Origin of the sequence: Micromonospora foliorum, from assembly GCF_022229015.1 — a bacterium.
GTDB lineage: Bacteria > Actinomycetota > Actinomycetes > Mycobacteriales > Micromonosporaceae > Micromonospora > Micromonospora foliorum.
In genome coordinates this window covers 1-16,966 of sequence record NZ_JAKKFF010000021.1, presented here as the reverse complement: position 1 = coordinate 16,966, position 16,966 = coordinate 1, and the positions used below count along the sequence as shown (strand labels likewise).

The 16,966-nt window shown below is 72.0% G+C and carries 20 protein-coding genes, 2 pseudogenes and 1 riboswitch; of the genes and pseudogenes, 9 read left to right on the top strand and 13 right to left on the bottom strand.

Annotated elements, in window-relative coordinates:
• Positions 1 to 103 (top strand): annotated as a pseudogene (locus PSH25_RS02310) (amidinotransferase); the annotation flags it as partial.
• Between the two features lie 23 nt (positions 104 to 126).
• On the opposite strand, the gene PSH25_RS02305 reads toward PSH25_RS02310, so the two are convergent.
• From PSH25_RS02305 to PSH25_RS02295, 3 genes are all read right to left on the bottom strand, one after another.
• Positions 127 to 927 carry an energy-coupling factor transporter transmembrane component T family protein gene (locus tag PSH25_RS02305; protein ID WP_238657366.1) on the bottom strand — a complete coding sequence of 267 codons (801 nt, stop codon included), beginning with the start codon at positions 925 to 927 and terminating at the stop codon, positions 127 to 129.
• Positions 924 to 2,354 (bottom strand): ABC transporter ATP-binding protein, encoded by a 1,431-nt coding sequence (locus PSH25_RS02300; RefSeq protein WP_238657365.1) that lies wholly within the window; start codon positions 2,352 to 2,354, stop codon positions 924 to 926. The genes PSH25_RS02305 and PSH25_RS02300 overlap by 4 nt, the downstream gene beginning before the upstream one ends.
• A gap of 117 nt (positions 2,355 to 2,471) precedes the next feature.
• Positions 2,472 to 3,065: an ECF transporter S component gene (locus PSH25_RS02295; protein WP_238657364.1), complete on the bottom strand. Its 594-nt coding sequence runs from the start codon at positions 3,063 to 3,065 to the stop codon at positions 2,472 to 2,474.
• 74 nt (positions 3,066 to 3,139) lie between these two features.
• Positions 3,140 to 3,244: riboswitch (TPP riboswitch) on the bottom strand.
• A gap of 107 nt (positions 3,245 to 3,351) precedes the next feature.
• Between PSH25_RS02295 and PSH25_RS02290 the strand changes: the two genes are divergently transcribed.
• The 4 genes from PSH25_RS02290 (at position 3,352) to PSH25_RS02275 (ending at position 7,731) form a co-directional block, all read left to right on the top strand.
• Positions 3,352 to 4,182 (top strand): alpha/beta fold hydrolase, encoded by an 831-nt coding sequence (locus tag PSH25_RS02290; RefSeq protein WP_238657363.1) that lies wholly within the window; start codon positions 3,352 to 3,354, stop codon positions 4,180 to 4,182.
• 54 nt (positions 4,183 to 4,236) lie between these two features.
• Positions 4,237 to 4,986 (top strand): sugar isomerase domain-containing protein, encoded by a 750-nt coding sequence (locus PSH25_RS02285; RefSeq protein WP_238657362.1) that lies wholly within the window; start codon positions 4,237 to 4,239, stop codon positions 4,984 to 4,986.
• Positions 4,987 to 5,125: 139 nt separating this feature from the next.
• Positions 5,126 to 5,629, top strand: coding sequence for a DUF6328 family protein (locus tag PSH25_RS02280; protein WP_238657361.1), 504 nt, complete (start codon positions 5,126 to 5,128; stop codon positions 5,627 to 5,629).
• A gap of 104 nt (positions 5,630 to 5,733) precedes the next feature.
• Positions 5,734 to 7,731, top strand: coding sequence for an acyl-CoA dehydrogenase family protein (locus PSH25_RS02275; protein ID WP_238657360.1), 1,998 nt, complete (start codon positions 5,734 to 5,736; stop codon positions 7,729 to 7,731).
• A gap of 62 nt (positions 7,732 to 7,793) precedes the next feature.
• Here PSH25_RS02275 and PSH25_RS02270 read toward each other — a convergent pair whose 3' ends face one another.
• The 8 genes from PSH25_RS02270 to PSH25_RS02235 form a co-directional block, all read right to left on the bottom strand.
• Positions 7,794 to 7,961 (bottom strand): hypothetical protein, encoded by a 168-nt coding sequence (locus PSH25_RS02270; RefSeq protein WP_210786980.1) that lies wholly within the window; start codon positions 7,959 to 7,961, stop codon positions 7,794 to 7,796.
• 9 nt (positions 7,962 to 7,970) lie between these two features.
• Entirely contained in the window at positions 7,971 to 8,579 is a 609-nt protein-coding gene (locus tag PSH25_RS02265) for a hypothetical protein (RefSeq protein WP_238657359.1), read from the bottom strand.
• Positions 8,580 to 8,657: 78 nt separating this feature from the next.
• Positions 8,658 to 9,056, bottom strand: a complete 399-nt coding sequence (locus tag PSH25_RS02260) for a Fur family transcriptional regulator (protein WP_091409697.1) — start codon at positions 9,054 to 9,056, stop codon at positions 8,658 to 8,660.
• Positions 9,053 to 9,352 (bottom strand): ArsR/SmtB family transcription factor, encoded by a 300-nt coding sequence (locus PSH25_RS02255; protein ID WP_030338189.1) that lies wholly within the window; start codon positions 9,350 to 9,352, stop codon positions 9,053 to 9,055. The genes PSH25_RS02260 and PSH25_RS02255 overlap by 4 nt, the downstream gene beginning before the upstream one ends.
• Before the next feature lie 43 nt (positions 9,353 to 9,395).
• On the bottom strand, positions 9,396 to 10,262 hold the full coding sequence (locus PSH25_RS02250) for a metal ABC transporter permease (RefSeq protein ID WP_238657358.1): 867 nt from the start codon (positions 10,260 to 10,262) through the stop codon (positions 9,396 to 9,398).
• Between the two features lie 3 nt (positions 10,263 to 10,265).
• Positions 10,266 to 11,027, bottom strand: a complete 762-nt coding sequence (locus PSH25_RS02245; protein ID WP_238657357.1) for a metal ABC transporter ATP-binding protein — start codon at positions 11,025 to 11,027, stop codon at positions 10,266 to 10,268.
• Complete coding sequence (locus PSH25_RS02240; protein ID WP_238657356.1) at positions 11,024 to 11,968, bottom strand: metal ABC transporter substrate-binding protein; 945 nt, start codon at positions 11,966 to 11,968, stop codon at positions 11,024 to 11,026. The genes PSH25_RS02245 and PSH25_RS02240 overlap by 4 nt, the downstream gene beginning before the upstream one ends.
• Positions 11,969 to 12,022: 54 nt before the next feature.
• A complete protein-coding gene (locus PSH25_RS02235; protein ID WP_030338196.1) occupies positions 12,023 to 12,280 on the bottom strand; it encodes a hypothetical protein in 258 nt (85 codons plus the stop codon).
• A gap of 29 nt (positions 12,281 to 12,309) precedes the next feature.
• Here PSH25_RS02235 and PSH25_RS02230 point away from each other — a divergent pair, with 29 nt between their 5' ends.
• The 4 genes from PSH25_RS02230 to dusB all read left to right on the top strand — a co-directional run bounded on the left by PSH25_RS02230 (position 12,310) and on the right by dusB (position 15,886).
• Positions 12,310 to 12,651 carry an antibiotic biosynthesis monooxygenase family protein gene (locus PSH25_RS02230; RefSeq protein WP_238657355.1) on the top strand — a complete coding sequence of 114 codons (342 nt, stop codon included), beginning with the start codon at positions 12,310 to 12,312 and terminating at the stop codon, positions 12,649 to 12,651.
• A 24-nt stretch (positions 12,652 to 12,675) separates the two neighbouring features.
• The gene (locus PSH25_RS02225; protein WP_238657354.1) at positions 12,676 to 13,155 is read left to right on the top strand and encodes a hypothetical protein; all 480 of its coding nucleotides are present in this window, start codon (positions 12,676 to 12,678) and stop codon (positions 13,153 to 13,155) included.
• Positions 13,156 to 13,269: 114 nt separating this feature from the next.
• Positions 13,270 to 14,649, top strand: coding sequence for a glycine--tRNA ligase (locus PSH25_RS02220; RefSeq protein WP_196919249.1), 1,380 nt, complete (start codon positions 13,270 to 13,272; stop codon positions 14,647 to 14,649).
• 64 nt (positions 14,650 to 14,713) lie between these two features.
• The gene (dusB, locus tag PSH25_RS02215) at positions 14,714 to 15,886 is read left to right on the top strand and encodes a tRNA dihydrouridine synthase DusB (RefSeq protein ID WP_308193606.1); all 1,173 of its coding nucleotides are present in this window, start codon (positions 14,714 to 14,716) and stop codon (positions 15,884 to 15,886) included.
• A gap of 326 nt (positions 15,887 to 16,212) precedes the next feature.
• On the opposite strand, the pseudogene PSH25_RS02210 reads toward dusB, so the two are convergent.
• Positions 16,213 to 16,332: pseudogene (locus PSH25_RS02210) on the bottom strand (ABC transporter ATP-binding protein); the annotation flags it as partial.
• A gap of 311 nt (positions 16,333 to 16,643) precedes the next feature.
• Positions 16,644 to 16,966 (bottom strand): C39 family peptidase (locus PSH25_RS02205; RefSeq protein WP_238657353.1); only part of this gene is annotated, 323 nt, incomplete at its 5' end.

Below are 16,966 nucleotides of genomic sequence, written 5' to 3'. Positions count from 1 at the left end.
GGTGCTGCCCGCGCAGGCCACCGACCTGGCCGCCAAGCTGCGCGACCGGGGCTACGAAACCATCGGGGTCGACCTGTCCGAGCTCCGTAAGGCGGGCGGCGGCCGGCGGGCGGCGGGCGGCGGGGATCAGCTGATCAGGGGGCGGAAGGTGCCGAGGAGGACGCTCGTGGTGAGGGCGGCTCCGGCCAGCACGACGGACCCGGCGATGAGGAGCGCGTCGGCGCGGGTGAAGTGCTGCCGGCGGGCGACGGTACGGGGTGTGCCGGCGTCGAAGCCACGCGCGTCCATCGCCACCGCCAGCCGGGTGCCGCGACGGATCGCTCCCACCAGCAGCGCGAACGCCGTGGAGGTGAAGAGCCGCAGCTTCGCCACCGGGTTGCGGCCCGCGTCGACGCCCCGGGCGCGCCGAGCCATGCTGATCATCTGCCACTCCTGACCGAGCAGCGGCACCAGCCGGAACGCGGCCAGCGCCCCAATGGCGAACCGGGCCGGCGCCTTCGTGTTCTGGATCAACGCGTCGGCCAGGTCGGTGGGGTCGGTGGTCGCGAAGACGATCACACCGGGCAGCGCCACCGCGAACACCCGCAGCACCAGGCCGAGCGCGGTGAGCAGCACGCCGGTGCTCACCAGCACCGGTCCCGCGTCCAGCAGGACCCGGCCGGACCGGTCGGCCGCGAACAGCACCAGGGTGACCAGGATGCCGGCGGCGCTGAGCAGCAGCGGCCAGGCCCGTCGGGCCAGCACCCGGTAGCGGATGCCGAACAGCGGCAGGACGGCCAGTTCGAGGGCGATGGCGATCGCCGGGGCCACCGGGTCCAGGGTCGCCAGCAGGGTGAACGAGAAGACCAGTGCGGCGGCGACCTTCGCCACCGGGTTGCGGCGGGCCAACGGCGCGTCCGGCGCGGCGACCGGCTCGATGCTGATCATCGGTGGTCGTCCGGTTCGCGGTGCAGGGTGACGGTGCGGTCGGCGAGTGCGGCCACGAAGTCCGCGTCGTGGGTGACCGTGACCACGCCGTGCCCGGCGTCGCGCAGGTCGGCGAAGAGGTCGACCAACTCCCGCCAGGTCCGCCGGTCCTGGCCGAAGGTGGGTTCGTCGCAGATCAGCAGGCGTGGCGCGGTGGCCAGGGCGGTCGCCACGCTCAGCCGCCGCGCCTCGCCACCCGAGAGGGTGTACGGGTTGGCGGCGGCGAGCCGGGCCAGCCGCAGCCGGTCCAGCAGCCCGGCCACGGTCTCCTTGACGACCGCCTCGGGTTGACCGGTGCGGCGCGGGCCGAGCGCCAGCTCGTCGAAGACGGTGCTGGTGACGAACTGGTGTTCGGGATCCTGGAAGACCGACCCGATCCGCCGGGCCAGCGCGGGGGCCCGCCACCGGTGCGGGGGAGTGCGGTGGTCCGCGCCGGCCAACTCGGCGGACGCGGTGACCCGCCCGCTGCCCGGCCGGAGCAGACCGCCGAGCAGCAATGCCAGGGTGGACTTGCCGGCACCGTTGGGTCCGCGGACGGCGAGTGCCTCACCGGCGCGTACCGCCAGGTCGGTGGAGCCCAGCCGGGGCGGCAGGCCGAGCCGGTCGGCGGTGAGCAACAGCTCCCCGGGGCCGGCGGTGGCCGCCCGGGGCGCGATGGGGTGACCAGGCACCCAGACCCCCTCGGCGGCCAGGGCGGCACCGTGGGCGGCGAAGACCGCCTCGGGCGTGCCGTCCGCGCGGACGCCACCACCCGGTTCCAGGACGACCACCCGGTCGACAAGCGGCAGTGCCTCGGCCACCCGGTGCTCGACCAGGATCAGCGTGGTGTCGGCGTCCAAGGCGCCGGCCACCGCGTGCCGGACCAGGTCGGCCCCGGCCGGGTCGAGGTTGGCGGTCGGCTCGTCGAGCAGCAGCAGGGCGGGGCGCAGGGCCAGCGCGCCGGCCAGGGCGAGGCGTTGCTGCTCACCGCCGGAGAGCGCCGCAGTGTGGCGGTCCCGCGAGTACGGGAAGCCGACCCGGTGCAGCGCCTTGTCCACCCGGGGCCAGATCTCGTCGGCCGGCACGCCCCGGTTCTCCAGCCCGAACGCGACGTCGTCGCCGCAGCGCGCCATCACCAGCTGGGTCTCCGGGTCCTGGAAGACGATGCCGACCCGTTCCCGCCCCTTGCGCGGGTCGAGCCCGTCGATCTCGACGGTGCCCTCCTGCTCGCCGGAGTCCTCGGGAAGCAGCCCGGCCAACGCGCTGAGCATGGTGCTCTTCCCAGCCCCCGACGGCCCGAGCAGCAGAACCCGCTCCCCAGCCTCCACCCGCAGGTCAACCCCCCGAACGGCCCAGGCGCGCCGCCCAGCGTGCCGCCACCCGAACCCCCGCAGCAGTACCCCGCCCACGAAACCCACCCCCTCCCAGGCCCCACCCCCCTACCCACCCCCGTTGATCAAGAGGTTTGCGTCAGGAAATCGGCTTCCGTTGACGCAAACCTCTTGATCAACGCTATTGGGTGGGGGTCAGATCAGGGCTCGGTCTCGGCCTGCGGGGAAGCGGTCCAGGACGCCGGTGTTGGCCAGGGCCTTCGTGAGCAGCCAGCCGCCTACGCCGGCGATCACGGTGGAGCTGACGATGGTGAGCAGCGCGTACGGGATGCGGTAGTCGGTCAGCGCGTAGTCGACGTTCCAGACGAAGAAGTCGAACAGCGCGGCGCTCAGGCCGGTCAGCGCGCCGGCGAACACCGCGGTCGGCAGCCGGAACGACCGGTACCGGAAGGCGGCGAAGGCCAGCTCGGCGCCGATGCCCTGCACGATGCCCTGCGGGATCACCGTGCCGGCCCACTGGCTGCCCAGCAGCGCGGACAGAACCGCGGCCACCGTCTCGCAGTAGAGCGCGGCGCCGGGCTTGCGGATGACCAGCCCACCGATCACCGCCGGCATCAGCCAGACGCCGTAGAGCAGCGTCTGCGCCGGCGGGAAGAAGGCGAACGCGCCCTCGGTGGCGCTCCAGACCAGGCCCCAGGCCCAGAAGATGACGCCGAAGGCGACCGCGATCACCGAGGCGACCACGATGTCGATGGTGCGCCAACGGTGTGTGTCGGTGGTGGATGTCATGTGTTGCTCCCAGTTCGTGAGTGCGAACCAGGAGAAGACGCACGCCGCGTCCGGTGGCACCGGACTGCGGCGCGGCTGGAGGTCGACCGAACTCCCTGCGCTGGCATTACCCAGATCAGGTTCGAGGGTCTGCGGGCGTGCCCGCACTCTCAGCGCTGTGCGCTCCCCTGTCGGATATGAAGTTGTCTCGCTGACGCTAACACCGACCTGGGGCGTGGGCCCAGCAGGGCATCCGCCTGACCTGCGGGAGCGACCGCCCCGCTGCCGTCTGGGTACGCTTCCGATCATGCGGGTTGACGCGCGAGGCTTCACGTTCGAGGTGACCGTCGGCGGTCCGACGGACGGCGTACCCGTCCTGCTGCTGCACGGTTTCCCGCAGCACAGCGGCGAGTGGGACGACGTGGTGCCGACGCTGCACGCGGGCGGGCTGCGCACGTACGCGCTGGACCAGCGCGGTTACTCACCCGGCGCCCGGCCGGCGGCGGTGGCCGACTACCGGATCCCCGAGCTCGTCACCGACGTGGTCGCGGTGCTCGACGCGCTCGGGCTGGACGCCGTCCACCTGGTCGGCCACGACTGGGGCGCGATCGTGGCCTGGGCGGTCGCCGCCCGGCACCCTGAGCGGGTCCGCACGCTGACCGCGGTCTCCGTGCCGCATCCGGCGGCCATGGCGCACGCCCTGAGCACCGACGCCCAACAGAAGGCCCGCTCGTCGTACATCGCGCTGTTCCGCAAGCCGGAGAAGGCGGAGAAGGTGCTGCTGGCGTGGCACGCCACCGCGCTGCGCAAGCTGCTCGGCGGGGTGGGGGACACGGCCCGGGTCAACCGGTACGCCGACCCGATGCGCGAGCCGGGGGCGCTCACCGCCGCGCTGAACTGGTATCGGGCGATGTCCCGCGCCGACCTGGCCGGCGTCGGCCCGGTCGCGGTGCCCACCACGTACGTCTGGAGTGACCGGGACGTCGCCATCGGCCGGACCGCCGCCGAGGCGTGCGCGGCGAACGTCACCGGGGACTACCGCTTCGTGCAGCTACCCGGGGTGAGTCACTGGATCCCGGACGCGGCGCCGGCCCCGCTCGCCGAGGCGATCCTGGCCCGAGTCGGCGGAACGGCCTGAGTGGTGGTGGACGCCAACGGGCTGGCTGGCTCCCAATCGAACGACGGAGGACGTATGACGGTGAGTGCCGAGGACTACCTGGCCGTGGTGACCGAGACGATCGGCCGGGTGGCCGCCAGTCAACGGGAGGCGGTGGGGCGGGCCGCCGACCTGATCGCCGAGGCCGTCCGAGCCGACGGCGTGGTGCACGCGTTCGGCACCGGGCACTCGGAGGCCCTCGCCATGGAGATCGCCGGGCGGGCGGGCGGGCTGGTGCCGACCAACCGGATCGCGCTGCGCGACCTGGTGCTGCTCGGCGGCGAACCGGCCGAACGGCTCGGCCCGCTGCTGGAACGGGACCCGTCCGTCGCGCACCGCCTCTACGAGCTGGCCCCGGTGCGCCCCACCGACGTCTTCGTGCTCGCCTCGAACTCCGGGGTCAACGGCGCGATGGTGGAGTTCGCCACGCTGGTGAAGGAGCGCGGTCACGGGCTGGTGGCGATCACCTCGGCGCAGCACTCCGGCCGGATGACCTCCCGGCACCCGTCCGGGCGCAAGCTGAGCGACCTCGCCGACGTGGTGCTCGACAACGGCGCGCCGTACGGCGACGCGACGCTGCCGCTGCCCGGCGGCGGCGCGGTCGGCGCCGTCTCCTCGATCACCGCGGCGCTGCTGGCCCAGCAGGTGACCGTGGAGGTGGTGGCGCGGTTGCTGGCGGCGGGGGAGCGGCCCCCGGTCTACCTGTCGGCGAACATCCCGGACGGCGACGCGCACAACAACGAGCTGGAAGCGCGGTACGCGGGCCGCATTCGACGCGGGTCCTGACACGGCGCTGGTGGCCGACGTGCGTCACCGGGATGAACGGCAGATGTCGTGAACCTGTTTCGCGCTCGGCCGGGTGGGGCATTGGCGTTGCTGCCGGCGGCCGGGACCGCCGGCAGTAGCGTCTGACCGGAGGTAGCGCGTGTCCAAGGAGACCGAGAAGCAGCGCTGGCAGCGCAACTTCGCCGACCTGCTGCAGGAGTTGCGGGTCGCCCAGACCGGCGTGCAGATCCTCTTCGCCTTCCTGCTCACCCTGCCGTTCAGTAACGGGTTCACCGAAACCACGGAGTTCCAGCGGGACGTCTACATCGTGGCGCTGCTCGCAGCCGCCGCCGCCACCGCACTGATCATCTCGCCGGTGGCGTTCCACCGGGCGCTGTTCCGGCAGGGGCGCAAACCGGAACTGGTCCGCTTCGCGCACCGGATGGCCACCGGCGGCCTCGCCTTCATGCTGATCGCGATGGTCAGCGCGGTGCTGCTGATCACCGACTTCGTGCTGGACCGGCCGATCGCGTTCGTGCTCAGCGCGCTGACCGGCCTCTGGTTCCTGATGTTCTGGATGATCCTGCCGTTCGTCCGCCGCAACTGGGGTGAGGACGACATCGACGACGATGACGACGACCCGGACACGATCAGCGGTCGCTGACCGCGCCGATCTTCACGCAGCGCTACCCCTGGGTAACAACCGGGGGTAGCGTGACGGTAGTCGCGCACGTCGACGCAGCCGCACCGAGCTTCGAGGGGGCAGCCGTGACCACGACGCAGGACGGCCGACCGGCACCGGACGGCCCCGACTCCGAAACCACCGCTGGCGCCGCCGCGCCACTGCCCGCGGAAGCCGGGCAGGTCACCGAGAAGGAGGCCCGGCAGGTCGCCGAGGCCGCCCGCGAGTCCACCTGGGACCGGCCCAGCTTCGGCAAGGAGCTGTTCCTCGGCCGGTTCCGGCTCGACCTGATCGACCCGTGGCCCCGATCGGATCCGGACGACGTGGCTCGCGCGGAGGAGTTCCTTGGCCGGTTTCGCGCCTTCCTGACCTCCCAGGTGGACGGCGCGACCATCGAACGGGACGCGTCCATACCCGACTCGGTGTTCCACGGCCTGGCCGACCTCGGCGCGTTCGGCATGAAGATCGACCGGAAGTACGGCGGGCTCGGGCTGAGCAACCTGCACTACTGCCGGGCGCTCATGCTGGCCGGCTCGGTCAGCCCGGCCATCGGCGCGCTGCTCTCGGCGCACCAGTCGATCGGTGTGCCACAGCCACTGAAGATGTTCGGCACCGCCGAGCAGAAGCAACGCTTCCTGCCCCGGCTCGCCGCCGGTGAGGTGTCCGCGTTCCTGCTCACCGAGCCCGACGTCGGCTCCGACCCGGCCCGGCTGGCCACCATCGCCGAGCCGACCGAGGACGGCACGGGTTACCGGCTCAACGGGGTGAAGCTCTGGGCCACCAACGGCATCGTGGCCACCCTGCTGGTGGTGATGGCCCGGGTGCCGGCCACGGAGGGACGTCGGGGCGGGATCACCGCATTCGTGGTGGACGGCGACAGCCCCGGCATCACGGTCGAGCGGCGCAACGAGTTCGTCGGCCTACGCGGCCTGGAGAACAGCCTGACCCGCTTCCACGACGTGATCGTCCCCGCCGAGAACGTCATCGGCGGCGAGGGCAAGGGGCTGAAGATCGCCCTGACCACCCTGAACACCGGCCGGCTCTCGCTGCCGGCCATGTGCGTGGGCGCCGGCAAGTGGGCGTTGAACGTGGCCCGGGGGTGGGCCGCCGACCGGGTCCAGTGGGGACGGCCGGTGGGCGAGCACGAGGCGGTCGCACAGAAGCTCTCCTTCATCGCCGCCACCACGTACGGCATGGAGACCATGCTCGACCTCTGCTGCCTGCTCGCCGACGACGACCGCAACGACATCCGGATCGAAGCGGCACTGGTCAAGCTGTACGCCAGCGAGATGGCCTGGAAGATCGCCGACGAGCTGATCCAGATCCGCGGCGGGCGCGGCTACGAGACGGCCGAGTCGCTGGCCGCCCGCGGCGAACGCCCGGCCGCCGTCGAGCAGATGCTGCGCGACCTGCGGATCAACCGGATCTTCGAGGGCTCCACCGAGATCATGCACCTGCTGATCGCACGGGAGGCGGTCGACGCCCACCTGTCGGTGGCCGGCGACATCATCGACCCGGACGCGGGGCTGGGCCGCAAGGCCCGAGCCGGCGCGCGAGCGGGCGCCTTCTACGCGAAGTGGCTGCCCACCCTCGCCGTGGGCCGGGGGCAGAGCCCTTCGGCGTACGCCGAGTTCGGCCCGCTCGCCGCGCACCTGCGCCAGGTGGAACGCTCGTCACGCAAGCTGGCCCGCTCGACGTTCTACGCGATGTCCCGCTGGCAGGGAAAGATGGAGCGCAAGCAGGCGTTCCTCGGCCGGGTGGTGGACATCGGCGCCGAGTTGTTCGCGATGTCCGCGGTCTGCGTCCGGGCCACCGCCGAACGGGACACCCGCCCGGAGAACGTCGAGCTGGCCGACCTGTTCTGCCGGCAGGCGCGGGTGCGGGTGGACGCCCTGTTCGCCGCACTCTGGGACAACACCGACTCGGTCGACACCGCCGCCGCGAAGCGCATCCTCGCCGGCCGGTACGCGAGCCTGGAGGAGGGCGTGCTCACCCCGTCCGACGAGCTGCCCTGGGTGGCCCGCTGGTCGCCCGGCCCGTCCACCGCCGAGGACGTCCGCCGCCGCATCCCCCCAAAGCCCTGAGCCGCGCTGCGCGGGCTGGTCGCCGTGTCGGCTCGCCGCCGCGCGGCCGACGGCGGCGCGGGTCAGCGGGAGACCGCCCAGGCCAGCACCCCCGCCAGGATCAGGCCGTTGAGCCCGGCCAGGGCCAGGTACGCCGCAGGTGGGATCTTCTTGCCTCGGCGAACGAAGTAGACCAGGACGGCGGCGTAGCCGAGCAGCAGGACGGCGATGACGACGAGGAAGTAGAACACCCGACGACCTTAGCGGCTCCGGTTGCGGAGGCCGAGTTGGCGCAGCTCCAAGGCGGCCAGGGCGTCGACGGTCGCGTCGTCGCCGCGCCGCCACGCCTCGGCGACGTCCGGGCCGATCCGGGTCAGCTGGCCCAGTGGTTGGGTGGCCAGCGCGCGCAGGGCGAGCAGATCCCGACCGGCCGGCCCGACGGCCAGCTTCGCCGCTGATCCGGCCCGGCGCATCCAGCGCACCCGCAGCGGCAGCCAACCGAACAGCACGATGCCGAGCGGGAAGATCAGCACCGCGATGGCGAGGGCGAGGGCCAACTGGTCGACCAGGTGCTGCTGGTCGCGGCCGGCGTCGGCGAGCCCTCGGGCGGCGTCGGCGGCCTGCCGAAACGGCGCGGTCAGCTCGTCACCGACCAACGGCACCCGGCGGACCTTGTTGCCGGCGTCGGCGAGGTTGTCGGCGAGCCCACTGCCGGCGCCCTCCAGTTTCTGCCCCGGTACGGCGAGCTTCTGCACCAGGTCGTGCAGCCACAGCGCGCCGCGGATCGCCACGTACACCCAGGCGACGACGAGCAGGTCGGTGAGCAACTGACGGGCGGCGGTCGGAAACCGATCGGCATAGATTTTCACGCCGGCCAGCGTGCCACGAACGCCCCGCTCGGAATAGCCGCGAAGTGAGGCCGGAAAGCGACCGACCGGGGCGGCTGGTCAGCGCGGGCAGGTCGGGCAGGTGCCGAAGATCTCCAGGGTGTGGCTGACGTCGGCGTAGCCGTGCTGGGCGGCGACCCGATCGGCCCAGCTCTCCACGGCCGGGCCGGCCACCTCGACCGTACGCCCGCACACCCGGCAGACCAGGTGGTGGTGGTGCCCCTCGCTGCACCGGCGGTAGAGGTGCTCGCCGCCCGGCGGGCGCATCACGTCGATCTCACCCGCGTCGGCGAGCCCCTGCAGGGTGCGGTAGACGGTGGTCAGGCCCACCCGCTCGCCGCGCTGCCGCAGCATCGCGTGCAGGTCCTGAGCGCTGTGGAAGCCCTCCATCTCGCCCAGCAGCGCGCTCACCGCCGAGCGCTGCCGGGTGTTGCGAACCGCGGCGCTGCTCTCGCTCATGATCCCTCCCCGGCGTGGCTGACCGCGTCCGCCACGATGTGCGCGACGTGCTCGTCGACCAGGCTGTAGGCGATCTCCCGGCCCCGGCGGGAGCCGCGCACCACGCCCGCTCCGCGCAACACCCGCAGGTGCTGGGAGACCAGCGGTTGCGCCGCGCCGAGCTTCTCCACCAACTCGTGCACGCACCGCTCGCCGCCGGCCAGCTCACTGACGATGGCCAGCCGGATAGGGGCGGACAGGGCGCGGAGCAACTCGCTGGCCCCGTCGAACCCGTCGTAGCCCGTCGCGCTGGTCATCCTGCAACGGTAACCAATACCACCGACGTCCCGCTGATCAGGCTCAGCTCAGCACGACCTCGTGGGGTTCCGGTGTCGGCGCGGCGGTCGGCGCCGTCCGGCGGCGTACGACCCGCCAGACAGCGCCGGCCACGGCCACCACCAGGAACGATGCGATCGCCACCAGCACCACCGAGGCGCCCGGCGCGGTGTCCGCCGTGGCCGCCACCCAGACACCCGTGCCGGCGGCGAAGAACCCGAGCGCCATCGCGGCGGCCATCGTGCTGCGGAAGCCCCGGGTGACCTGCTGGGCGGTGGCGACCGGCACCACCATCAACGCGCTGATCAGGAGCACTCCGACGGCCCGCATGGCGATGGTCACGGTGACCGCGGTGGCGACCGCGATCAGCAGGTTCAGCGTGCGGACCGGCAGGCCGGAGACCTGGGCGTACTCCTCGTCGTGACTGACCGCGAAGAGCGCCGGCCGCAACGCGATCATCGTGACCAGGATCGCCGCGCCGAGCACCGCGATGGTGGTCAGGTCGGCGGGCGAGATGGTGGTCAGCGACCCGAACAGGTAGGCGTTGAGGTTCGCGCTCGTCGCGTCGGAGAGGCCGACCAGGAGTACGCCGCCCGCGATGCCGCCGTAGAAGAGCAGGGCCAAGGCCAGGTCACCGGAGGTACGCCCGCGGGACCGGACGATCTCGATGGCGATCGCGCCGATGGTGGCGGCGATCACGGCGACCAGCACCGGTGAGCGGTTGAGCAGCAACCCCGCCCCGACGCCGGTAAGCGCCACGTGCCCGACCCCGTCGCCGATCAACGCCAGCCGGCGCTGCACCAGGTAGATGCCGAGCGCCGGCGCGGCCAGGCCGATCACCAGCGCCCCGATCAGGGCGCGCTGCATGTAGGGGTACTGGAAGAGTTCCATGGGTCAGTTGCTCCACAGCCCGGCGGGCTCGTCGTAGCAGTGCGGGTGCACGTGGTCGTGGTCGGGCTCCGCGTGATGGCCGGCCGGGTCCGGCACCGCGCCGTCGTGGGCGATGCGACCCTCGTGGACGACGACAGCCCGGCTGATCACCGGTCGCAGCGGGCCCAGTTCGTGGGCGACGAGCAGCACCGTTCCGCCGTCGGCGACGAAGTCGCGCAGCGCGCCGGCGAACGCCTCCTGGCTGGCCGCGTCCACCCCTGCGGTGGGCTCGTCGAGAACCAGCAGCTCCGGCTGGCCGGCCAGGGCACGGGCGATCAGGGTGCGCTGCTGCTGGCCGCCGGAGAGCGTGGACACCGGGTCACCGGCCCGGTCGGCGAGCCCGACCGCCCGCAGTGCGGCGTCGACGGCGGACCGGTCGGCTCGTCCGGGAGGACGCAGCACGCCCCGACGGGCCAGCCGGCCGGAGGCCACCACCTCGCGGACGGTGGCCGGCACGCCGCCGCCGGCGCCCAGGCGCTGCGGGACGTACCCGATGCGTGCCCACTGCCGGAACCGGCGCAACGGCCGGTCGAAGAGGGTGACCGAGCCGGCGCTGATCGGCACCAGGCCGAGCACGGCGCGGATCAGGGTGGATTTGCCCGAGCCGTTGGCGCCGAGGATCGCGACCACCTCGCCGGCGGTCACGGTGAGCGAGATGTCCCGGAGCACGGGGCGGCCGTCGTAGCCGACCACCCCGTGCTCGACGGTGATGACAGGTGAGGTCACGAGCAGCTCAAGGCCGTCTGCAGGGTCCGCAGGTTGGTGCGCATCACCGAAAGGTAGTCCCCGTTGCTGCCGGCGGCGAGCCCTTCGATCGGGTCGAGCACGGCGGTCTTCGCGCCGACCTGACCGGCGATGGTCTCGGCCACCTTCGGGCTGACCAGGGTCTCGAAGAAGATCGTGGTGGCCTGGTGCTCCTTGGCCTCCTCGATCACGTCCGCGAGGCGCTGCGGCGAGGGCTCGACGTCCGGGCTCAGCCCGGTGATGCCGACCTGGTCGAGCTGGTAGCGGTCGGCGAGGTAGCCGAACGCGGCGTGGCTGGTCACGATCTCCCGCCGCTGACAGGTCGCCAGACCGTTCTTGAACTCGCCGTCCAGGGTCGTCAGGTCGGCGCGCAGGGCCCCGGCCCGGGCGGTGTAGTCGGCGGCGTGGTCCGGGTCGGCCTTGCCGAGCCGCTGGGCGAGCTGGTCGCCGATGCCGGCCAGCCGGGTCGGGTCGAGCCAGACGTGCGGGTCCTTGCCGCCGCTCTCCTCGGCGTGCCCCTCCTCGCCCTCGTGGTCGTGCCCGCCGGCGGACGCGTCCAGCAGCGGCTGCACGGTGGTCACGTCGAACGCCCGGTCGCCGCCGTTCTGGGCCACGGCGTCGTCCACCGCAGGCTGGAACCCCTTGAGGTAGACGATCAGCTCCGCGTCGCTGACCTCACCGACCTGGCTCGGGTTGAGTTCCAGGTCGTGCGGCTCGGCGCCGGGCTTGGCCAGGTTGGTCACCCGGACCGCGTCGCCGCCGATCCGCTCGGCCAGGAACTGCAGGGGGTAGAACGCGGCCACCACGTCGACTCGCTGGGGGTCGGCGCCGGCGGCACCACCGGTGGAGCAGCCGGCCCCGGCGCCCAGGGCGAGGAGGGCGGTCGCGGCGGCCAGGACACGGTACGTGGCGCGGTTGGTCATGTCGTCAACTGTCCGTGGCAACGATAATGATTGTCAAAAACGCATGATTGCATGTCAGAGGAGCTTCGCGAGGCCCACCGTCACCAGCAGGGTCAGCATCACCAGTCGGATCAGCCGGGTCTGCGGCGCCTGAACCGCCCAGGTCGTCGCCAACAGGGCGATCAGGACCCCGGCGAGCGCGAGCGTGAGCAGCCCGCCGATCACCCCGGGCGTGAAGAACGCCACCAGCACCACCACCAGGGTGAGCAGGAACACCGACGTCGGGTTCGCCCCGGCCAACCGGGCGAGCAGAGGGCGCTGCGTACGCTGCATCCCACAGACTCTACGAGGAGGAACCCCCGGTGCTGGTGACCAACCGGTTCGTGGTCGACGTCGATGCCGCCGACGGCTTCACCGAACGGGCGTACGCCGCCCTCACCGCGCTGGCCGCCCGACCCGGCTACCTGCGCGGGCAACTGGTCCGGGCGCTGGACGACCCCCGGCACTGGTCACTGGTCACCGAATGGGAGTCGGTCGGCACGTACCGGCGGGCGCTTGGCGCCTTCGAGGTCAAGGTCAGCGCCGTGCCGCTGCTCGCCGAGTCCGTCGACGAACCGTCCGCCTACGAGGCGCTGGCCACCGCCGCCCCGGGCGGGGCCGTGGTCGTCGCCGAGAGTGATCGGGCTGCGGGTCCTTACCGCTGAGCCGGCGGACACTACGCTGCTCCTATGACCGCACCCGCCCCGCCACCCGGTCCCGGCGTGGCTCCGCCGTTCGCCGCGCCGCCCACCGAGGGCCGCCGGAACCGGCTCTGGATCGGCCTCGGCGTCGGCGCGCTCGCCGTGGTGCTCTGCTGCGGCGGGGGTGGCACCGCCGTCGTCGGCCTGGCCGTCAGCGGAGTCCAGGCGATCCGGGAGCAGGCCCGCACCGTGACCGGCGACTACTACCAGGCGCTGGTCGAGCGGAACTACGGGCGGGCGTACGACCAGCTCTGCGACGACGCGCAGCGGCGTGAGTCCCGGCCGGAGTTCGAGCGGCGCGCCGCCGCCGAACCACAGGTGACCGCGTTCCAGGTGGGCGAGGTGGACCAGACCTACCTGACCGTGCCGGTCGACGTGACGCTCGCCGGCGGCGACCGGGAGCGGCAGCAGGTCAGCCTCGGGCAGGACGGGCAGACCGGCGGCGTGGAGGTCTGCGAGGTCAGCTGACCCGCCCCCGGTATTCTGCTGGGCTCGGGGGGACGGTGGTCGTACCGTTGTCCCGAACCGACCGTTCCATCCACATCTCGCCCCCGCCGACCGCCAGCCGGCGTAGGAGGAAACATGCCAGCCGACCGTATCGACGCCGTCGTCAGCCTCGCCAAGCGCCGAGGCTTCGTCTTCCCCTCCAGCGAGATCTACGGAGGCACCCGATCGGCGTGGGACTACGGCCCGCTCGGCGTGGAGCTCAAGGAGAACGTCCGCCGGCAGTGGTGGAAGAACATGGTCCAGCAGCGCGACGACGTCGTCGGCCTGGACTCCGCAGTGATCCTGGCCCGCAAGGTGTGGGAGGCGTCCGGCCACATCGCCGAGTTCGTCGACCCGCTCACCGAGTGCCAGTTCTGTCACAAGCGGTTCCGGGCGGACCACCTGGAGGAGGCGTACGCCGAGAAGCACGGCAAGCCGCTGACCTCACTGGCGGAGCTGAACTGCCCCAACTGTGGCAACAAGGGCACCTTCACCGAGCCGAAGATGTTCAACGGCCTGATGAAGACCTACCTGGGCCCGGTGGAGAGCGACGAAGGGCTGCACTACCTGCGCCCGGAGACCGCGCAGGGCATCTTCGTCAACTACAAGAACGTCGAGACGGTCGCCCGCAAGAAGCCGCCGTTCGGCATCGCGCAGACCGGCAAGTCGTTCCGCAACGAGATCACCCCGGGCAACTTCATCTTCCGGACCCGCGAGTTCGAGCAGATGGAGATGGAGTTCTTCGTCGAGCCGGGCACCGACGAGCAGTGGCACGAGTACTGGCTCCAGGAGCGCTGGAACTGGTACCTCGACCTCGGCCTCTCGGCGGACAATCTGCGCCTGTTCGAGCACCCCAAGGAGAAGCTGTCGCACTACTCGAAGCGGACGGTGGACATCGAGTACCGCTTCCAGTTCGGCGGCACCGAGTTCGCCGAGCTGGAGGGTGTCGCCAACCGCACCGACTTCGACCTCTCCACGCACAGCAAGCACTCCGGCGTCGACCTGTCGTACTTCGACCAGAGCAAGAGTGAGCGCTGGATGCCGTACGTCATCGAGCCGGCCGCGGGTCTGACCCGCGCGGTGCTCGCCTTCCTGCTGGAGGCGTACGACGAGGACGAGGCGCCCAACACCAAGGGTGGCGTGGACAAGCGCACCGTGATGCGGTTCGACCCGCGGCTCGCCCCGGTGAAGGTGGCGGTGCTGCCGCTGTCCCGCAACGAGGCGCTGTCGCCCAAGGCCAAGGATCTCGCGACGCTGCTGCGCAAGCGCTGGGTGGTGGAGTTCGACGACTCGCAGGCGATCGGGCGTCGCTATCGCCGGCAGGACGAGATCGGCACCCCGTTCTGCGTCACCGTCGACTTCGACACCCTGGACGACAACGCGGTGACGGTGCGCAACCGGGACACCATGGCCCAGGAGCGCGTCTCCCTGGACCAGGTCGAGCGCTACCTGATCGAGCGTCTCCCCGGCTGCTGAGACTCCGCGCACGGGGCCTCGGCCGACGCGATAAGCGCCGGTCGGGGCCCCGTACACTTGTCCGGTGACTGCCTCGACCCTGCCCGCGCTGCGCCCGCTGACTCTCGGCCAGCACCAGGTGTGGCCGCCGGTCGTGCTCGCGCCGATGGCCGGGATCACCAACATCGGGTTCCGACGGCTCTGCCGCGAGCAGGGCGGCGGCATCTACGTCTGCGAGATGATCACCACTCGGGCGCTGGTCGAGCGCAACCCGAAGACGCTGCGCATGATCGCGTTCGGCGACGACGAGAAGCCCCGCAGCCTCCAGCTCTACGGCACCGACCCGGAGGTCACGGCCGCCGCCGTGCGGATCGTCGTCGAGCGCAACCTGGCCGATCACATCGACCTCAACTTCGGCTGCCCCGTACCCAAGGTCACCCGGCGTGGCGGCGGCGCGGCGCTGCCGTGGCGGCGCCGGCTCTTCGCGCGGCTCGTGCGGGCCGCGGTGGCCGCCGCGTCACCGTCCGGGGTGCCGGTCACGGTCAAGATGCGCAAGGGCATCGACGACGACCACCTGACGTACGTCGAAGCCGGGCTCGCCGCCCAGGAGGCCGGCGTGGCCGCGGTGGCCCTGCACGGGCGGACGGCGGCGCAGCGCTACTCGGGCACCGCCGACTGGGACGCGATCGCCACGCTGAAGCAGGCCCTCGACGTGCCGGTGCTCGGCAACGGCGACATCTGGGAGGCCGACGACGCGCTGCGCATGGTGGCCCACACCGGCGTCGACGGCGTGGTCATCGGGCGCGGCTGCCTGGGCCGACCGTGGCTCTTCGCCGACCTGGAGGCCGCCTTCAACGGTCGGCCGGAGCGGCGGCTGCCCACCCTCGGCGAGGTGGCCGTGACCATGCGCCGGCACGCCGAGCTGCTGGTCGACCAGTTCTCCGCCGGGGCCCGCAACCCGGCCCGAGGTGAACGGGACGGCTGCACCGACTTCCGCAAGCACGTCGCCTGGTACCTCAAGGGCTTCCCGGTCGGCGGCGAGCTGCGCCGCTCGCTGGCGATGATCGAAAGCCTGGCCCAGCTCGACGACCTGCTCGGCAAGCTCGACCCGGCGGAGCCGTTCCCGGTGACCGCCCTGGGTCAGCCGCGTGGGCGTACCAACTCGCCCGGCAAGGTCTTCCTGCCCGAGGGCTGGCTGGCCAGCCGAGACGACGACACGGTCCCCGAGGGTGCCGAGATGGACGACTCCGGCGGCTGAGCCTCTGGTCGGTCGAGTCCCGGTGCGCTTGGTCGGCTGAGTCCCTGGCCGGTCGGGCGAAGGGGCCCCGCGACCAATTTCTCCGGGACGCGGGCTCCCCGCAGAGTCCGTGGCTGGCGCGCCGGTCACCCCCTAGCCCTGGGGTCGGTCGGTCTCGCCTCGACACTCTGCGCAGAGGCTGGGCAGATGAGTCTGGCGTCCTTTGGAGCTGATGCCGTGAACGAATCACCAGTTCGGCTCGGTCGGCCATTGCCCCTGATTCGTCTACGACATCAGCTCCAAAGGACCCGTCACGCAGTCAGTGGGGGGCCTGCCGTGGTCGGGACGGTGTTGCCGTCCGCGTCGGTCCGAGCGGTCCGGCGTACTTCGGAGGCGGTCCGGCCGTCGCGGATCGCGACGGTCCGGCGGACCTGCGTGGCCACGGCGTGGTCGTGGGTGACGACCACGGCTTGGTCCGGTTGGCGGTCTGCCAGGGTGGGCGGTCTGCCAGGGTGGGCGGCCTGCCAGGGTGGGCGAGCTGCTCAGCTCGGATGACCCTCGACTTTGTCTGCGCCCTCCAGGGCGTGACGCGGGTCCGAGTGACCTCCCGGTTCACCCGGCAGGCTCTGGTCTGCCAGATCCAGGTCGGCCCGGGGTTGGTCCGGTCGGCTCGCGTGGAAAGCGACCCGGTCATGCCGAAAGGCCGGGCCCCGTGGTGGGGTCCGGCCCTTCGCTTCGTGCGTGGTGTGCTGGTGTGCTGGTGTGCTGGTGTGTGGGGTCAGCTGGTGGCGTAGCCGCGGGTGGCGATCCAGTCGGCGAGGTGCTCGACGGTGATCTGGTAGGCGGCCTGGTTGGGGTCGGCGGAGTCGGCGATGGTGACGGTGTTGCCGTTGTCGCGGTAGCCGACGACGCTGATGTAGTGCCCGCCCTCGTAGGAGTGGGTGACACCGTCGGTGTCGGTGCTGGTGCCGGCGATGTTCGCGACCACGGCCCGGCCGTCGTCGACGGTCTTGACGATGTCGGCGCGCAGCGTGTCGGTCTGCTTGCCGTCAGCGTCGGGGGTGCTGATCTCCACCGACCGGTAGGCGTCGTTCTTGCCTG